Below are 15,016 nucleotides of genomic sequence, written 5' to 3'. Positions count from 1 at the left end.
TTGGCCGCACGGATGACGCTGACGCAATCGCTTTCGGCCACGACCAGATGGACCGAGGCCGCCGCGCATCGCTCGTCAATCTGCCACGGATGAAGAGGGTGGGCCTCAATGCGCCTCGGCCCAGTTCATGCCCTGCCCCGCATCGACGACCAGCGGAACCGACAGTTTCACCGCAGGCTCGGCTGCGTTTTCCATCACGTCACGGGCAACGTTGATCAAGTCGTCAACCGCCCCATCTTCGACCTCGAAGACCAGTTCATCATGGACCTGCAACAGCATCTTTGCCGGCAGATGGGCGATCGCGTCAGGCATGCGGATCATGGCGCGGCGAATGATATCGGCCGCCGCCCCCTGAATGGGGGCGTTGATCGCGGCGCGGCGGGCACCCCCGGCGGCGGGGCCGCTTTGATTGATCCCTGGCGTATTGATGCGGCGACCAAACAATGTTCGCACAGAGCCATCGCGCTTTGCATCCTCGACCGTTCTGTCCATATAGGCGCGGATTTCCGGGAAGCGCTGGAAATAGGTGTCGATAAACGCCTGAGCCTCGGCCCTCGGGATACGCAGGTTTCGCGACAGCCCAAAGCCCGAGATGCCGTAGATGACGCCGAAATTGATGGCCTTGGCCTGACGGCGGATCATCGGGTCCATACCTTCGACGGGCACGTTGAACATCTGGCTGGCGGTCATGGCGTGAATATCGACGCCATCGCGAAACGCCTGTTTCAGCGCCGGAATATCGGCGACATGGGCCAGAATGCGCAGCTCGATCTGGCTGTAATCCAGACTGACCAGCTTGTGCCCCGGCGTCGCCACAAAGGCCTCGCGGATGCGGCGGCCCTCTTCGCTGCGAACGGGGATGTTTTGCAGGTTCGGATCGGTTGATGCCAGACGCCCGGTTTGTGCGCCCGCAATGGAATAGCTGGTATGGACGCGCCCGGTATCGGGGTTCACATAGGTCGGCAGCGCATCGGTATAGGTTGATTTCAGCTTGGCGATCTGTCGCCAGTCCAACACACGCGCGGGCAGATCATGTTCAACAGCCAGATCTTCCAGCACGTCGGCGCTGGTGGAAAAGGCCCCGGTCTTGCCCTGCTTGCCGCCCGCCATGCCCATCTTTTCGAACAGGATCTCGCCCAACTGCTTGGGGCTGCCGACGTTGAATTTTTCGCCCGCAAGCTCGTAAATCTCATCCTCAAGCTGCGCCATCTTTTGCGCAAATGCGTTGGACATGCGTTTCAGCGTATCGCCATCAATGCGGATGCCCGACATCTCCATCTGGCCCAGAACCGGCACCATGGGACGTTCAAGCGTCTGATAAACCGTCGTGACCCGTTCTGTCGGCAGCATCGGCGCGAAATGCTGATACAGGCGTAGCGTCACATCGGCATCTTCGGCGGCATAGCGACCGGCCTTGTCCAGCGACACCTGCCCGAAATTGATCTGCGATTTGCCACTGCCGATCAGATCCTTGATCGGAATCGTTTTGTGGCCCAGGTAACGCTCGGCCAATTCATCCATGCCGTGGTTATGGGTGCCCGCATTCAACGCATAAGACATCAGCATGGTATCGGCGATGGGCGCCATTGTGATGCCGTGTCGCGCCAGAATCTTCCAGTCGTATTTCAGGTTCTGCCCGATCTTCAGGATCGCCGGATCTTCCAGAACGGGTTTCAGCGCGGCCAGAACCTCGGCCAGGTCCATCTGGCCATCAACGCGCTGCGTTTGGCCGAACAGATCGTCGCCACCCGCGACATGACCGACGGGGATATAGGTCGCCATGCCGGGCGCGGTTGACAGCGAAATCCCAACCAGTTCCGCCTGCATTTCATCAAGGCTGGTGGTTTCGGTGTCGATCGCGACATAGCCGATGTTACGAATATCCGCGATCCACTGATCCAGCGCGGCGCGATCCGTGGTGTTCTGATACAGGCTGGTGTCGATCCCGGGCTGTTCAGGGGCCGCAGGCGCATCTGATGGCGGAGCCGAAACGACTGCCGGAGCCTCTGCCCCCAGTTTTTCAGCAACCCGATTGGTCAGCGTGCGGAATTCCATCTCGGACAGGAATTTCAGCAATGCCTCTGCTTCTGGCTCCTTCACCTCAAGGCTTTCCAGCGTGAAATCCAGCGGCGTATCGCAATCCAATTCCACCAAGCGCTTCGAGATACGAATCTGCTCGGCATTGTCGATCAGAGTTTGGCGACGCTTGGGTTGCTTGATTTCCCCGGCCCGCGCCAGCAGCGTTTCCAGATCGCCATATTCGTTGATCAGTTGCGCGGCGGTCTTGATGCCAATGCCCGGCGCACCCGGCACGTTGTCAACGGAATCACCCGCAAGCGCCTGCACGTCCACCACACGATCCGGGCCGACGCCGAATTTTTCGATCACCTCATCCGGGCCGATCAGCTTGTTCTTCATCGGGTCCAGCATGGTCACGCCGTTGCCGATCAACTGCATCAAATCCTTGTCGCTGCTGACAATCGTCACTTGGCCACCCGCATCACGGGCTTTGCAGGCAAGCGCTGCGATGATGTCATCGGCCTCATACCCTTCGGTTTCGATGCAGGCGATGTTGAAGGCGCGGGTCGCATCGCGGGTCAGCGGGAATTGGGGCTGCAGATCCTCCGGCAGGTCAGGGCGATTGGCCTTGTATTCGGGATAGATGGCATTGCGAAATGTCTTGGAGGAATGGTCAAAGATCACCGCCACATGGGTCGGCGCCTCGCTGCCCTGCTGGTCGAGAATATATTTCCACAGCATGTTGCTGAACCCGGCCACCGCGCCAACCGGCAGGCCGTCCGATTTCCGCGTCAAGGGCGGCAGGGCGTGATAGGCCCGGAAGATATACGCAGAGCCATCAATCAGATGCAGGCGCGCGCCTTTGCCAAAGCTCATGATGAGGGTCCTTTCACGCTGTCGCCCCTGTTTGGCAGAAACCGCCGCCGGGGGCAAAGGGTGATCAGGTCCAAATGATCGCCCCGCCAGAATCCAAAGCGGCCAGAATCCAAAACGGGCAAAATCAAAACGGCCGACAAGGATGCCAGCCGATTCGCGCAGTTCAGTTCCCGGGGGAATTCAGATCAATGATCGTCATGCGCGTGATCGCGGTCGATCACAAAGCGCTTGTCGCAATAGCCGCAATCGACGAAGCCGGTATCGGGCGAAATCGCCAGCCAGACACGCGGATGGCCCAGACCGGCGGTTTCATCGCCGTCACAAGCAACTTTCCAACTGGTCACCGTCACTGTTTCCGGCGCGGGCATATTCAGTTCGCTGACGGTTTGATTGGTCGACAGCGGGTTTTCTGGCACTTCGATATGGGTCATGGCTGGCCTTCTTGTCGCGGCGGGCATGTTCTGGTCTAACCCCATTATCGCAGCGCAGCCTGCCTTCGCAAGCTCTGCAAGGATAAAGAACCATGTCAAATGCCATCGAAATCACCGGATTGCGCAAGACCTATGCCGCCCAAGGCCGCGCACCTGCCAAAGAGGCGCTGAAGGGAATCGATCTGGCGATCCCGGCGGGCAGCATCTTTGGCCTGCTTGGTCCAAACGGGGCGGGCAAATCGACCACGATCAACATTCTGGCGGGTCTGGTCAACAAGACCGCTGGCAACGTGGTGATCTGGGGCTTCGATCAGGACGTGAACCCGCGTCAGTCGCGTGCGGCCATCGGCGTCATGCCGCAAGAGTTGAACATGGACCCGTTTTTCACCCCTCGCGCCAGTCTTGAGGTGCAGGCAGGCCTTTACGGCGTGCCAAAGTCCGAGCGCTGGACAGACGAGCTGCTGGAGCTGGTGGGCCTGACCGATCAGGCCAACGCCTATGCCCGCAGCCTGTCAGGCGGGATGAAGCGGCGGTTGCTTCTGGCCAAGGCATTGGTGCATCGCCCACAGATCCTTGTGCTGGACGAACCGACGGCGGGTGTCGATATCACGCTGCGCGAAATGCTGTGGCAAAATGTCCGCAAGCTGAATCAGGCCGGCATGACGATCATCCTGACCACGCATTATCTGGAGGAGGCCGAACAGATGTGCGACGAAATCGCCATTATCAACCATGGCGAATTGGTCGTGCGCAAGCCGACACAGGAATTGCTGACCGGCAAGGACGCCAAGACGCTGATTCTGGATACCGATGGCCGCCGCGACCTGCCTGCATTGCCACCGGGGGCAAGACCGGAATGGCGCGAGGACGGGCGGCTGGCAATCAGCTATGCGCCCACACTGATCCGCGCCGATCAGTTGCTGGACGCCCTGCGCGGCGCGGATGTGCCTATTTTGGATGTCGCCAGCGAACAGCCCGATCTTGAGGATGTGTTCGTCGAACTGACGCGGGCCTGACAATCCCGCGCCATCATTCCTGTTGGATTTAGGGCGCCATCATCTTCGCCACGATGTCTGCTGTACGTGGCGATGCGGGATAGTAGGTGCGATATTCGTCGGCGGTTTTTTCGCCCTGTGCTGCCTTGTCGGCCATGACAGCGTCCAGCGTTCCGTCCATGAGCAAGGGATAGACCGACTCCATTCTCCCTGCCAGTCGCTCAGACCGCGTGCGGCGACCTGACGATCATTGAAATAGCCTTTCTGGATGTCCTCATCATGATGCTTAGGGTCGTAGGCATGAGAGTGTCCATACGAATTATGTTATGATATAACATATTATAATTCGTTTAAAACCTGCGAACGTCAAAGCAACCGGCCTCAAAGCTGTTCCGACAAAGGATAAGGCGCAGCCAGCTTTCGCGGCGGCGCCCAAGCAAACTCAGCGATGCATTGGCGGCTTAACCGCCCGTCGCCAGCATCGGCCCCATATTCCGGCCACCCATGATGTGCAGATGGAAATGCGGAACCTCTTGGACACCATCGCTGCCGGCATTGGTAATGGCGCGGAATCCGTTGCCACCTTCCAGCGACACCCCTTCGGCCTTGGCGACCTGCGCGGAAAGGCGCATGAAACCCATGATTTCGGCCTCGGAGGCGTTGGCGGCGAAGTCGTCAAAGCTGACATATTTGCCCTTGGGGATCACCAGCACATGCGTGGGTGCCTTGGGCGCGATATCGCGAAAAGCCAACGCATAGTCATTTTCGGCGACGGTATCGTTCGGAATTTCCCCGCGCAGGATCCTGGCGAAGATGTTGTTGTCATCATACTGGTAGGCCATCGGCATATCCCTGTTAGTCGCTGAACAAATGCGGTGTTGCCGCCAGATCTTGCGCGATTTCATCCGAGACTTCCAGAAAGCGCGCAATCGCGGCTGCATTGATCGCAGTCCCGGCTTGTTCAGAGATCACTTCGAAATGTGGGAAACCCATATCGCGCAGGCGTTCGGCCTCGTGCTGCAGATCACCGCGGACGATCGGCAGCAGGCGTTCGACCACCTCATCCGGTGTGCCATCCCCGGCCACCCCGATCCGCTTCATGTGCCCGCGCAGGTATTTTTCGCCAAAATCGGTATCGATGAACAGAATGCGTGCACGCGACCGTTCCCCGGCGAAATCGGAAATCAACGGCAACGCCGAAGGGTCGACGCACATGATAAGTTGTTCTGCCTCGAATTCCTCGAACAACAATTTGACCAGGGCGCGGCGGTGCCTGTCGCGTTGGGCGACAGATGACGCGATACCGCCCAGATCGGGCAGTTCAGCGTTTAATTCATTGAACAGGTAATCCACCGTCGGGATCGCGGTCAGCGCCCTGATCCGCGCCGTCAACCGCTTGGCGACATGCCACTTTTTCGCCACGATCAGCCCGATGACGTTTTCACACTGCAAGCCGCGATCCGTTTCCCAGAAACGCGGGGCGAACCGTCGGCCTACGCGCCCCCGTTCGGTCAGGAAACGGAACAGACGCGGCCCTTCGTTCGAAATCGCAAAGCTGACCCCCGAGGCCTGCCAGACCGCGCCCAGTCGTTCACGCAACTCCAACGCCGCAGGGCTGATCTTGCGGGCAAACAGATAATCCTGCCGCAACAGCAAATCGTAGTGATCGTTATAAAACGTCACCGGCATCCCATAATCGGTGAACATCAGGAAGGTCGGCGACCGCCTGCGGACTTCGGTTTTGGGCACCAGATGCATTACCAGCGTCTGAAAAAACGTCTCGTCCGGGATCCATGTGGTGCGAAAGAACCGGATCAGATCGGGGCGCTGGTCAATCAGCGCCAAAACGGCTTCAACCGTCTGGCGGCGCAGGCACCACCATTGCGACCCGATCATCATTTGCAAACCATGGGGCGTCGGGCGCGTCAGACGCAGCCGTTTTTGCAGCTTCAGGCTCAGATAGAACGCCCGCGTCTGTGTTCGTTCGTTGAACCAGTGACGATAGATCAGACGCTCTTCCCGCAATCCCGTCTTGATCCAGTTGCCTTCGTCAAAATCGACGGCCTCAATATAGTCGCAGTCGTCGCTTTCCAGAAACATGCGCGTATATTCAGCCGATTTGATCGGCATGCAGTCACCAGACAGCATGTAAAAATGCGTCGCCAGCGGAAAACGTTGCTCAGCATGACGCACGGCAGCCAACGAGGCTGCGACCAGCGACCATTCACCCCAGCCACATCTATAGCGCCGCTTGGCAAACGCCACTGCCGGGTTGGCAGCCAGCGCGTCCCTGATCTGCCTGTAATCCTCATCCGAGGCGCGTTGATCGTAGTGGATGGTAACGTAATCTCCTGCCGCTGTCAGGCGTTCAGCCTGATCGATCACCCCATGCGGGTCCTTGTGTGCCAGAAGGATAAAGGCGATGCGCGTCATATAGGTATACATCTCGGCAGGTTAGGCGACGAAAACATTGAAATATCGCCGAGCTTTTGCTTTCTGTCTGTAACAATTTTTGGCGGGCGGGCAAACATCACGTATCGCCAATCTACAGGAGCGCATTTGAATGGGTTTTCCCGGCGTCTGGATGACTGAAAGCCAAAGCATGATCTATCGGGTCGTGCCCAAATGCGCGTGTTCGACCATCGGTCAGATCATGTTCTATTCCGATCACGGCCGCTTTTTTGACGGCGATATTCACGACTCCAAAGATGGCCTGCACAAGTGGTCGCAGGAACAAAGCCAGTCGCCGATCGAAAATGCTGTCCGCACTCACGCGGCACCGACGTTTACCTGCGTGCGCAACCCCTATGCCCGTATCCTGTCATCATTTTTTGACAAGATCGCTGGTATTCAGCGAAACGGCAAACGCTATCGCGGAAATCTGGTCCCGCAACTGATGCAACGATACGGCGTGGATGTGGGCAGCCCCGAGAATGGTTTCGACTTTGATCAGGTTGCAAGCTTTCGCCGCTTTCTGCTGTTTGCCCGCGACACCATCCGCTGGCGCCGCCCGATGGAGCCGGACATTCACTGGTCAGCCATGTCCGGCCATATCGCGACCTTCATCGTGAATGGCGGCCGATATGACAAGATTTTCTTTACCGAAAAATTCAACCATGGCATGGCGCATGTGCTGGACGATCTGGAAACGCCGGTCAGAGTCGATCTGGCACAGGTTCCCCGGTTCAACGAATCCGAAGGCCACGGACCAAAGCGCGCGCACAAGGTCAGCGACTACTTTGACGACCTGTCGCGCCACTTGATGTGGGAAATCTACAAAGACGACTTCCGCCTGTTCCATTACGATTTCGACGACCCAGACAACAAAATGCCCAAAGCCGAAGTTGATCTGGAAGAGGTTCACGCAAAGCTGAGCCGATAGACCCATCCACAGCCAAGGCCAGAACGAAAAACGGCGTCCCAAGGGACGCCGTTCAAAATGCCATAAGGCAGGGTGCGGCTTAGACCGCGCCTTTGATGAAGCCGACTGCATCACCAACCGTCTGGATGGTTTCAGCAGCATCATCAGGAATCTCGATGCCGAATTCTTCTTCGAAGGCCATCACCAGCTCGACGGTGTCAAGGCTGTCTGCGCCCAGATCGTCGATGAACGAAGCGGTTTCGACCACTTTGTCTTCTTCGACGCCCAGATGCTCGACTACGATCTTCTTCACGCGATCAGCGATATCGCTCATGTCACATCCTCATTATCGCGGGCATCCGCCCAAAAGGTCGCGGGCCAAACACCCGCAGTTGCACAGGGCGGTTCCCCTGCAGCTATTCGCCGGGATATAGCAACGAATACACATCATGCAACAGCTTTTCCGTGTATTTATCTGTCGATGCGTTGCAAAAATCCCCGATTATCAGACCATCGCCATGCCGCCATTGACGTGCAGCGTGGCACCGGTGACGTAACCGGCTTCCTTACTGGACAGATAGGTCACAGCGGCGGCAATATCGCCGGGCGTGCCCATGCTACCTGCCGGAATTTGCGTCAGAATCTTGGCCTTTTGCTCATCATTCAGCTTGTCGGTCATGGCCGTTTCGATAAAGCCCGGTGCGACACAGTTGACGGTGATCCCACGGCTTGCGACCTCATAGGCCAGTGATTTGGACATGCCGACCAGACCGGCCTTCGCTGCAGCATAATTGCCCTGCCCCGGATTGCCCGTCGTCCCCACGACCGAGGTGATATTCACGATCCGGCCCCACCGGGCTTTCATCATGCCGCGCAGAACAGCGCGCGACAGGCGGAACACGCTGGTCAGGTTCACTTCCAGAACCTGCGCCCATTCGTCATCCGACATCCGCATGAACAGGTTGTCGCGGGTGATCCCGGCGTTGTTCACCAGAATATCGACCGAACCCATGGCGTCGGCAGCAGCTTTGGGCAGCGCGACAACCGCTTCGGCATCAGAAAGGTTCGCGGGCACGACAAAGGCGCGATCACCCAACTTGTCGGCCAATTCACGCAGGGGCGCTTCCCGTGTTCCCGACAGGGCCACATTCGCGCCTGCGGCATGCAACGCTTGGGCGATGGCGCCGCCAATGCCCCCGGATGCGCCCGTTACCAGCGCGTTCTTACCCGTCAGATCAAACATTCGTCTCTCCCGTATCGGTCATGGCGGCTTCTATCGCTGCGCGGCAATGCAATTCAACCGTATCACAAACCCGAACCGGCACATTCTGCGGGTTCAGCAGCATTCCCACCTCGGCACAGCCAAGGATGACGCAATCTGCGCCAACCGCAACCAGATCTGCCACCACCGCTTCCAGCTTGTCCCGATAGAACCGCTTTACATTGTAAAGCCGGTGTCGATCAGGCCGGGACGGCTAAAACCGGCCCGCCGGATTGCAGCACCAGTGGCCTCCGCAATATGAATCAACGGCACATTGACCGCTGCTGCGATCTGATTGGCGCACATATGCAGCCTGTTGGCGGCGATCAGACGCGTCGCTGTCAGCCCCGCAATGCAACGATATCGACGGGCACGCCGATGTTGCGCACGGTCACATCCTTGGCGATCCGCTTGATCATGCCCGACAATGCCTTGCCCGCGCCGATCTCCCAAAACTCGGTCACGCCTGCCTCGGCCATATTGGCGATGGATTCACGCCAGCGCACGGTGCCGGTAACCTGTTCAACCAGCAGACGGCGAATGGCGCCCGGTTCAAACACGGCCTCGGCACGGACATTCGCGATCAGCGGAACGACCGGCGGCTGGATATCAACACCTGCCAAGGCGTCGGCCATGGCGGCGGCGGCAGGCTGCATCAGCACCGAATGGAAAGGGGCAGAGACCGGCAGCATCAACGCACGCTTTGCTCCGGCCTCCTTCATCGCCTCGGCGGCGCGTTCGACGGCGGCCTTGTGGCCCGAAATCACCACCTGCGCCGGATCGTTGTCATTGGCGGCCTGCACGACCTCTTCTTCCTCGCCAGCGGTTTCGCGGGCGATACGGTCCACCGTCTCAAAATCCAGCCCAAGGATCGCGGCCATCGCGCCCACGCCGACCGGCACGGCCTCTTGCATGGCCTGCCCACGCAGACGCAACAGGCGGGCGGTATCTTCCAATGTCAGCGAGCCCGCCGCGCACAGCGCCGAATATTCGCCCAGCGAATGCCCGGCGACATAATTCGCGTCCTGAATGGTGATCCCCTCGGCCTCAAGCGCACGGAACGCCGCCATCGAGGTCGCCATCAGCGCAGGCTGCGCATTCTGCGTCAGCGTCAGCGTTTCGATATCACCGTTCCAGATCAAGTCGGACAGGCTTTCGCCAAGGGCTTCGTCGACCTGCTCAAAAACCTCTCTCGCAGCGGGATAGGCTTCGGCCAGTTCACGTCCCATGCCAATGGTCTGCGCCCCCTGCCCCGGAAAAACGAATGCCCGCATCTTGATCCCCTGCGATATTTTTCTGTTACCTAAGGGCATAGCCTGTGGGGCCAGGCGCTGCAACTGAGCAGTGGAAAAGCGAAAGTCCGTTTTGAACCGATTATCATCGCTCGCTGATGGTGCTGACGCAACGATCAGTCAGACAACGGTTCTTGCCTGATCCGATAGGCTTCGCCAACGCGGACAAGCTTTGCGCCTTCCATCTCCGTCCGATGAAAGCAGCGCGTCTCATACCAGCCAACTTCCAGAAAGTCCCCTTTCAGTGACTGTCTGATACATTCTCCATGACGAAGCAGATACGCCAAGTAAATAGAACCACTTGGAACTGAGGATCCTTGCCAGCACATTATGCGGGCTGATCCAGTGCAAGCCTACAATTCGCAATAAAAAAGGGGCCATCCCGGCCCCTTTCCTCAATTCCAGACCTGTCGCTTCAATCAGCCGACCAGTTCCAGACCCGAGAAGAAGAATGCGATTTCTTCCTTGGCGGTTTCCGGGGCGTCCGAACCGTGAACCGAGTTTTCGCCGACCGACAGGGCGAATTCCTTGCGGATGGTGCCGGCGGCGGCGTCTGCCGGGTTGGTGGCGCCCATGACTTCGCGGTTCTTCGCAATGGCACCTTCGCCTTCCAGAACCTGCACGACGACCGGCTCGGACGCCATGAAGTCAACCAGTTCGCCATAGAACGGGCGATCCTTGTGGACTTCGTAGAATTTGCCAGCCTGTTCCGGCGACAGCTTGATGCGCTTTTGTGCGACGATGCGCAGACCGGCGTCTTCGAACTTGGCGTTGATCTTGCCAGTCAGGTTACGCTTGGTGGCATCGGGTTTGATGATCGAAAGTGTGCGTTCAACAGCCATGGGCTTTTCCTATCATGTCAGCATGGATGCGGAACCGACCCGCATCGTGTGAAATCCGCGCCCGGTTAACAGGCTTGGCGTTGACGGGCAAGGCGCAGGTATGTTGACTGCACTGAAAGCAAGGTCGCATTGGACCAAAACAGCATTTCATGGGACGAGGCATTCATGACGGAACCGCAAACACCGGAAACCAAGCCTCGGGTGCCTTTGGCCACAATCCTGACAGTCTTTGCGCTCATACTGGTGCTGGCCGCTGTCTGGAAATGGTCGCCGATGCTGCTGATGGCCTTTGGCGCCATCCTGATTGCAATTGCATTGCGTGGCGGCGGTGCATTGCTGCATCGCTGGCTTGGGATCGGCCTCAAGACCGGGATCATGATTACCGCACTGGTCGCCATTTTAGCGGGCGCAGCCGTCATCGCCTATGCTGGTCCCGCCATTTCAACCCAGTTCCGCGAACTGATGCGCAGCCTGCCGCAGGCGTGGGAACAGGTGACGAACTGGCTGAACAACAGCTCGGCCGGGCAATTCATCGAACGACAGATGGCAAATGCCCAACAAAACGCGGGTGCGCGTCCCTCGGCGCAAAGCCTGCCGTCGGTTTTCGGCTATGTCACCGGCACGATCAGCACGGTGTTCGGCAAGATTGCCAATCTTGCCCTGATGATCACGGTCGCGATTTTTCTGGCGCTGGATGCACAAACCTATCGCGGCGGCGGGTTGCGGCTGGTCCCGCTGTCCTATCGCACGCGCGCCGCCGAGATCTGCGACGAGATTGGCCGTGCCCTTGGCCGCTGGATGGCCGGGCAGGCACTGGATATGGCGGTGGTTGCGCTGGCGACGTTCCTTGGGCTTTGGTTGCTGGGGGTTCCGCTGGCGCTGGTTCTTGGGATTATCGCAGGGTTGACCAACATCATCCCGGTCGTGGGGCCGTTCATCTCGGGCGTGCCTGCGGTGCTGTTTGCGCTGACCCAAGGGGTCGATCTGGCGGTCTATGTCGCGATTCTGTATATCGTGATCCAGCAATTGGAAGGAAACCTGCTGATGCCACTGATCCAGCGGTTTGCGGCAGACCTGCCCCCTGCGATGACGGTGCTGGCCATTCTGGCCTTTGGCAGCCTGTTTGGCTTTTCAGGTGTGATTCTGGCAACGCCTTTGCTGCTGGTCAGCATCATTCTGGTCAAGCGTGTCTATGTCGAGGATGTGTTGGGCGACCGGAAGGACGATTGACCCCATCATTTCCGTTCGCGAATCCGTCACAGAATGGCATTATACTGCCGCCCAGGCAGGAAAAGGCGCAGCATCATGCAACCGTTCCGCAAAGGTCGCTATCTGGTCAGGCTGGCTGAAACAGCCGATGATCTGCGTTGCGCCCAGCGTCTGCGCTGGCTGTGCTTTGTGGCGCGTAATGGGGATACGGACGACGGCCAGCAGATCGACGCCGACCGGCTGGACCCGGATTATCGGCATATGCTGGTGGAAGACAGCGAAACCGGGCAACTGGTCTGCTGCTTCCGCTTTCTGACCTTACCGAACGGGCGGGATATTCACCGCAGCTATTCCGCGCAGTTCTACAACCTTGCCGCGCTGCAGGACTTTGATGGCCCGATGGTGGAAATGGGGCGCTTTTGCGTCCATCCCGAAAGCCGCGACCCCGATATCATCCGCATCGCATGGGCCGCGATGACCCGCTATGTCGATGACGCGGGAATCGAGATGTTGTTCGGCTGCTCCAGCTTTATCGGCACCGAACCCGAGGATCATGCCGAGGCTTTTGCCATGCTGCGCGAACGCCATCTGGCACCGCGGCGCTGGCTGCCAAGGGTCAAGGCGCCGAATGTCTTTCGCTTTGCCCGCAAGCTGCGCCTGCGCAAGCCGGACCCCAAACTGGCAATGGCCGCCATGCCACCGCTGCTGCGCAGCTATCTGGCCGTGGGGGGATGGGTCAGCGATCATGCTGTGGTCGATCCGCAGCTGAAAACCATGCACGTCTTTACCGGGGTCGAGATCCGCGCCATCCCGCCCGCCCGCAAGCGGTTGCTGCGCGCCGTGTCGCATTAGGCTTGCCTAAAGGACAGCTTCCGCTGAACGTGAATTGGGCATTCAACCGGCGAATACGTTTATCTTGTGCCTGTTTTGTCAGCAAAATGTCTGCCTGATACGCACTCATCACGTGTCAGGGCCGCACACGAACATCATCGCCAATCCGTCTGATTGACGCCCCCGGCTTGTGGGCGCCCTCTGCAGTCATGTTCGATGCACCGGTCAACAAGATCACAATGCAGCGCAGCAAAGGGTGCGCGGCAGTCACCATGGGATCGCGTGGGGTCATTGACCTTGCGCAATCGGGATCGGCCAAGGTCATGCTGCCGCGCATCACCGCCGGCCCGTCCGAGATCGTGTTTCTGAACACCTCTGGCGGGTTAGCCTCATGCGACAGGCTGGGATTTCATGTCGATTTGCGTCCCGGAACCAAGGCACTTGCAACGACACAAACGGCGGAACGCGCGTATCGTGCAAATGCCCCCGCCACTGCGCTGGTCACGCATAGCGTCGGCGAAAACGGCTGGCTGGATTGGCTGCCGCAGGAAACCATCCTGTTCGACGGCGCAAGGCTGAATCGCACGACAACCGTCGATCTGGCGTCTGGCGCAGGTTGCATGCTGCTGGAGATGATCGTTCTTGGCAGGCAGGCGATGGGCGAGCGGATCAACCGGCTGCATCTGCGCGACCGTCGCATCGTGCGGCAGAACGGACGCGCCATTCATCACGACGCTCTGGCGCTGGACGATGCCACCCTGCCGCGATTGGCTGGCCCAGCCCTGCTGGGTGGCGCGGCTGCAATCGCCAGTCTGGCAATCATTGCGCCCCATGCAGGCGATTTGTTGACGCCTGCCCGCGATGTTCTGGATGAACCCGGCGTTACCGCCGCCGCCAGTGCCCCACCGGGTCGTCTGGTCCTGCGCTTGCTGGCCGATGATGGCTGGCCGCTGCGGCGTCAGATCAACCGTCTTCTGGGTGCGCTGCGCCCTGACCCTCTTCCCCGTATCTGGCGGGTCTGACATGAACCTTACCCCCCGCGAGCGTGAAAAGCTGCTGGTATCCGTTGCCGCCATGGTCGCCCGGAACCGGCTGGCGCGTGGCGTCAAGCTGAACCATCCCGAGGCCATCGCCCTGATCAGCGATTTCGTGGTCGAAGGGGCGCGCGACGGCCGCAGCGTCGCCGATCTGATGCAGGCGGGCGCGCATGTCATCACGGCTGACCAATGCATGCCGGGCGTGCCCGACATGGTCGAAACCGTGCAGATCGAGGCGACCTTTCCCACGGAACAAAACTTGTGACCGTCCACCACCCGATCCGTCAGGAGGCCTGAGTGAAAAAACTTTCCATCATTACCGCTGCAATATTGCTGCCGCAGATCGCACTGGCCCATCCCGAGCATGAACAAGGCCAGTTCATCGGCGGCCTGTCACATCCCGTAGGTGGGGCCGATCACCTGTTGGCGATGGTCGCCCTTGGCCTGCTGGCCGCGCAAATCGGGGGGCGTGGGTTATGGGCATTGCCCTGCGTCTTTGTCGGCACCATGGTCGCGGGCGGCGTGGCCGGTTATGCAGGACTGCCCTTTCCGGGGGTCGAGCCGATGATCCTTGCCTCGGTCGTGATCCTTGGGGCGCTGGTCGCTATGGCCGCGCGTCTGCCGCTGCCGCTGTTGGTTCCGGGCGTCGCCTTGTTCGGATTTGCGCATGGCTGGGCGCACGGAGCCGAAGGTCCGGCGCAAGGTCTGGTGGCCTATGGCGCAGGTTTTGGCGTGGCCACGATGGCGCTGCATCTGGTGGGCATTGGCATGGGCAAGCTGCTGCAACGCGATCTGCTGCTGCGGGCCATGGGTGGCGCGACGACGCTGGCTGGTCTGGCGCTGACCGTTGCAGGGTGACGCC

15 protein-coding genes and 2 pseudogenes are annotated in these 15,016 nt (G+C 59.4%); 7 read left to right on the top strand and 10 right to left on the bottom strand.

Features of this window, described 5'->3' with window-relative positions; all coding sequences use genetic code 11:
* Nucleotides 1–105: 105 nt before the first annotated feature.
* Both polA and H4P12_RS08015 read right to left on the bottom strand, forming a co-directional pair.
* Nucleotides 106–2,895, bottom strand: a complete 2,790-nt coding sequence (polA, locus tag H4P12_RS08020; RefSeq protein WP_187793120.1) for a DNA polymerase I — start codon at nt 2,893–2,895, stop codon at nt 106–108.
* A gap of 185 nt (nt 2,896–3,080) precedes the next feature.
* Nucleotides 3,081–3,269, bottom strand: coding sequence for a zinc-finger domain-containing protein (locus H4P12_RS08015; protein WP_187793357.1), 189 nt, complete (start codon nt 3,267–3,269; stop codon nt 3,081–3,083).
* A gap of 149 nt (nt 3,270–3,418) precedes the next feature.
* On the opposite strand from H4P12_RS08015, the gene H4P12_RS08010 reads away from it, so the two are divergent.
* Nucleotides 3,419–4,342: an ABC transporter ATP-binding protein gene (locus H4P12_RS08010; RefSeq protein WP_187793119.1), complete on the top strand. Its 924-nt coding sequence runs from the start codon at nt 3,419–3,421 to the stop codon at nt 4,340–4,342.
* Nucleotides 4,343–4,370: 28 nt separating this feature from the next.
* Here H4P12_RS08010 and H4P12_RS08005 read toward each other — a convergent pair.
* The 3 genes and pseudogenes from H4P12_RS08005 to H4P12_RS07995 all read right to left on the bottom strand — a co-directional run bounded on the left by H4P12_RS08005 (nt 4,371) and on the right by H4P12_RS07995 (nt 6,754).
* Nucleotides 4,371–4,546: pseudogene (locus H4P12_RS08005) on the bottom strand (ZinT/AdcA family metal-binding protein).
* A gap of 236 nt (nt 4,547–4,782) precedes the next feature.
* A complete protein-coding gene (locus tag H4P12_RS08000) occupies nt 4,783–5,163 on the bottom strand; it encodes a histidine triad nucleotide-binding protein (RefSeq protein WP_187793118.1) in 381 nt (126 codons plus the stop codon).
* Between the two features lie 13 nt (nt 5,164–5,176).
* Nucleotides 5,177–6,754, bottom strand: coding sequence for a DUF5928 domain-containing protein (locus tag H4P12_RS07995; RefSeq protein ID WP_187793356.1), 1,578 nt, complete (start codon nt 6,752–6,754; stop codon nt 5,177–5,179).
* Nucleotides 6,755–6,884: 130 nt separating this feature from the next.
* Here H4P12_RS07995 and H4P12_RS07990 point away from each other — a divergent pair, with 130 nt between their 5' ends.
* Complete coding sequence (locus H4P12_RS07990) at nt 6,885–7,703, top strand: sulfotransferase family protein (protein ID WP_187793117.1); 819 nt, start codon at nt 6,885–6,887, stop codon at nt 7,701–7,703.
* 79 nt (nt 7,704–7,782) lie between these two features.
* On the opposite strand, the gene H4P12_RS07985 is transcribed toward H4P12_RS07990, so the two are convergent.
* From H4P12_RS07985 to ndk, 5 genes are all read right to left on the bottom strand, one after another.
* Nucleotides 7,783–8,016, bottom strand: coding sequence for an acyl carrier protein (locus H4P12_RS07985; protein WP_187793116.1), 234 nt, complete (start codon nt 8,014–8,016; stop codon nt 7,783–7,785).
* Between the two features lie 171 nt (nt 8,017–8,187).
* Nucleotides 8,188–8,925 carry a 3-oxoacyl-ACP reductase FabG gene (gene fabG, locus H4P12_RS07980; protein ID WP_187793115.1) on the bottom strand — a complete coding sequence of 246 codons (738 nt, stop codon included), beginning with the start codon at nt 8,923–8,925 and terminating at the stop codon, nt 8,188–8,190.
* Nucleotides 8,918–9,100, bottom strand: coding sequence for a hypothetical protein (locus tag H4P12_RS18580; RefSeq protein ID WP_343069797.1), 183 nt, complete (start codon nt 9,098–9,100; stop codon nt 8,918–8,920). The genes fabG and H4P12_RS18580 overlap by 8 nt, the downstream gene beginning before the upstream one ends.
* Nucleotides 9,101–9,284: 184 nt before the next feature.
* Nucleotides 9,285–10,217 (bottom strand): ACP S-malonyltransferase, encoded by a 933-nt coding sequence (gene fabD, locus H4P12_RS07970; RefSeq protein ID WP_187793114.1) that lies wholly within the window; start codon nt 10,215–10,217, stop codon nt 9,285–9,287.
* A gap of 437 nt (nt 10,218–10,654) precedes the next feature.
* Nucleotides 10,655–11,077 carry a nucleoside-diphosphate kinase gene (gene ndk, locus H4P12_RS07965; RefSeq protein ID WP_187793113.1) on the bottom strand — a complete coding sequence of 141 codons (423 nt, stop codon included), beginning with the start codon at nt 11,075–11,077 and terminating at the stop codon, nt 10,655–10,657.
* A 165-nt stretch (nt 11,078–11,242) separates the two neighbouring features.
* Between ndk and H4P12_RS07960 the strand changes: the two genes are divergently transcribed.
* The 5 genes and pseudogenes from H4P12_RS07960 (at nt 11,243) to H4P12_RS07940 (ending at nt 15,012) form a co-directional block, all read left to right on the top strand.
* Entirely contained in the window at nt 11,243–12,307 is a 1,065-nt protein-coding gene (locus H4P12_RS07960) for an AI-2E family transporter (RefSeq protein WP_187793112.1), read from the top strand.
* Between the two features lie 75 nt (nt 12,308–12,382).
* Nucleotides 12,383–13,138, top strand: coding sequence for a GNAT family N-acetyltransferase (locus H4P12_RS07955; RefSeq protein ID WP_187793111.1), 756 nt, complete (start codon nt 12,383–12,385; stop codon nt 13,136–13,138).
* A gap of 188 nt (nt 13,139–13,326) precedes the next feature.
* Nucleotides 13,327–14,139 (top strand): urease accessory protein UreD, encoded by an 813-nt coding sequence (locus tag H4P12_RS07950; protein ID WP_187793110.1) that lies wholly within the window; start codon nt 13,327–13,329, stop codon nt 14,137–14,139.
* A gap of 1 nt (nt 14,140) precedes the next feature.
* Nucleotides 14,141–14,451: pseudogene (locus tag H4P12_RS07945) on the top strand (urease subunit gamma).
* Entirely contained in the window at nt 14,452–15,012 is a 561-nt protein-coding gene (locus H4P12_RS07940) for a HupE/UreJ family protein (protein ID WP_187793109.1), read from the top strand.
* Nucleotides 15,013–15,016 lie beyond the last annotated feature (4 nt).

It is taken from the genome of Paracoccus amoyensis, from assembly GCF_014490725.1.
GTDB classification, from domain to species: domain Bacteria; phylum Pseudomonadota; class Alphaproteobacteria; order Rhodobacterales; family Rhodobacteraceae; genus Paracoccus; species Paracoccus amoyensis.
The sequence above is the reverse complement of the archived record's forward strand: the minus strand, read 5'-3'. Positions and strand labels throughout refer to the sequence as shown.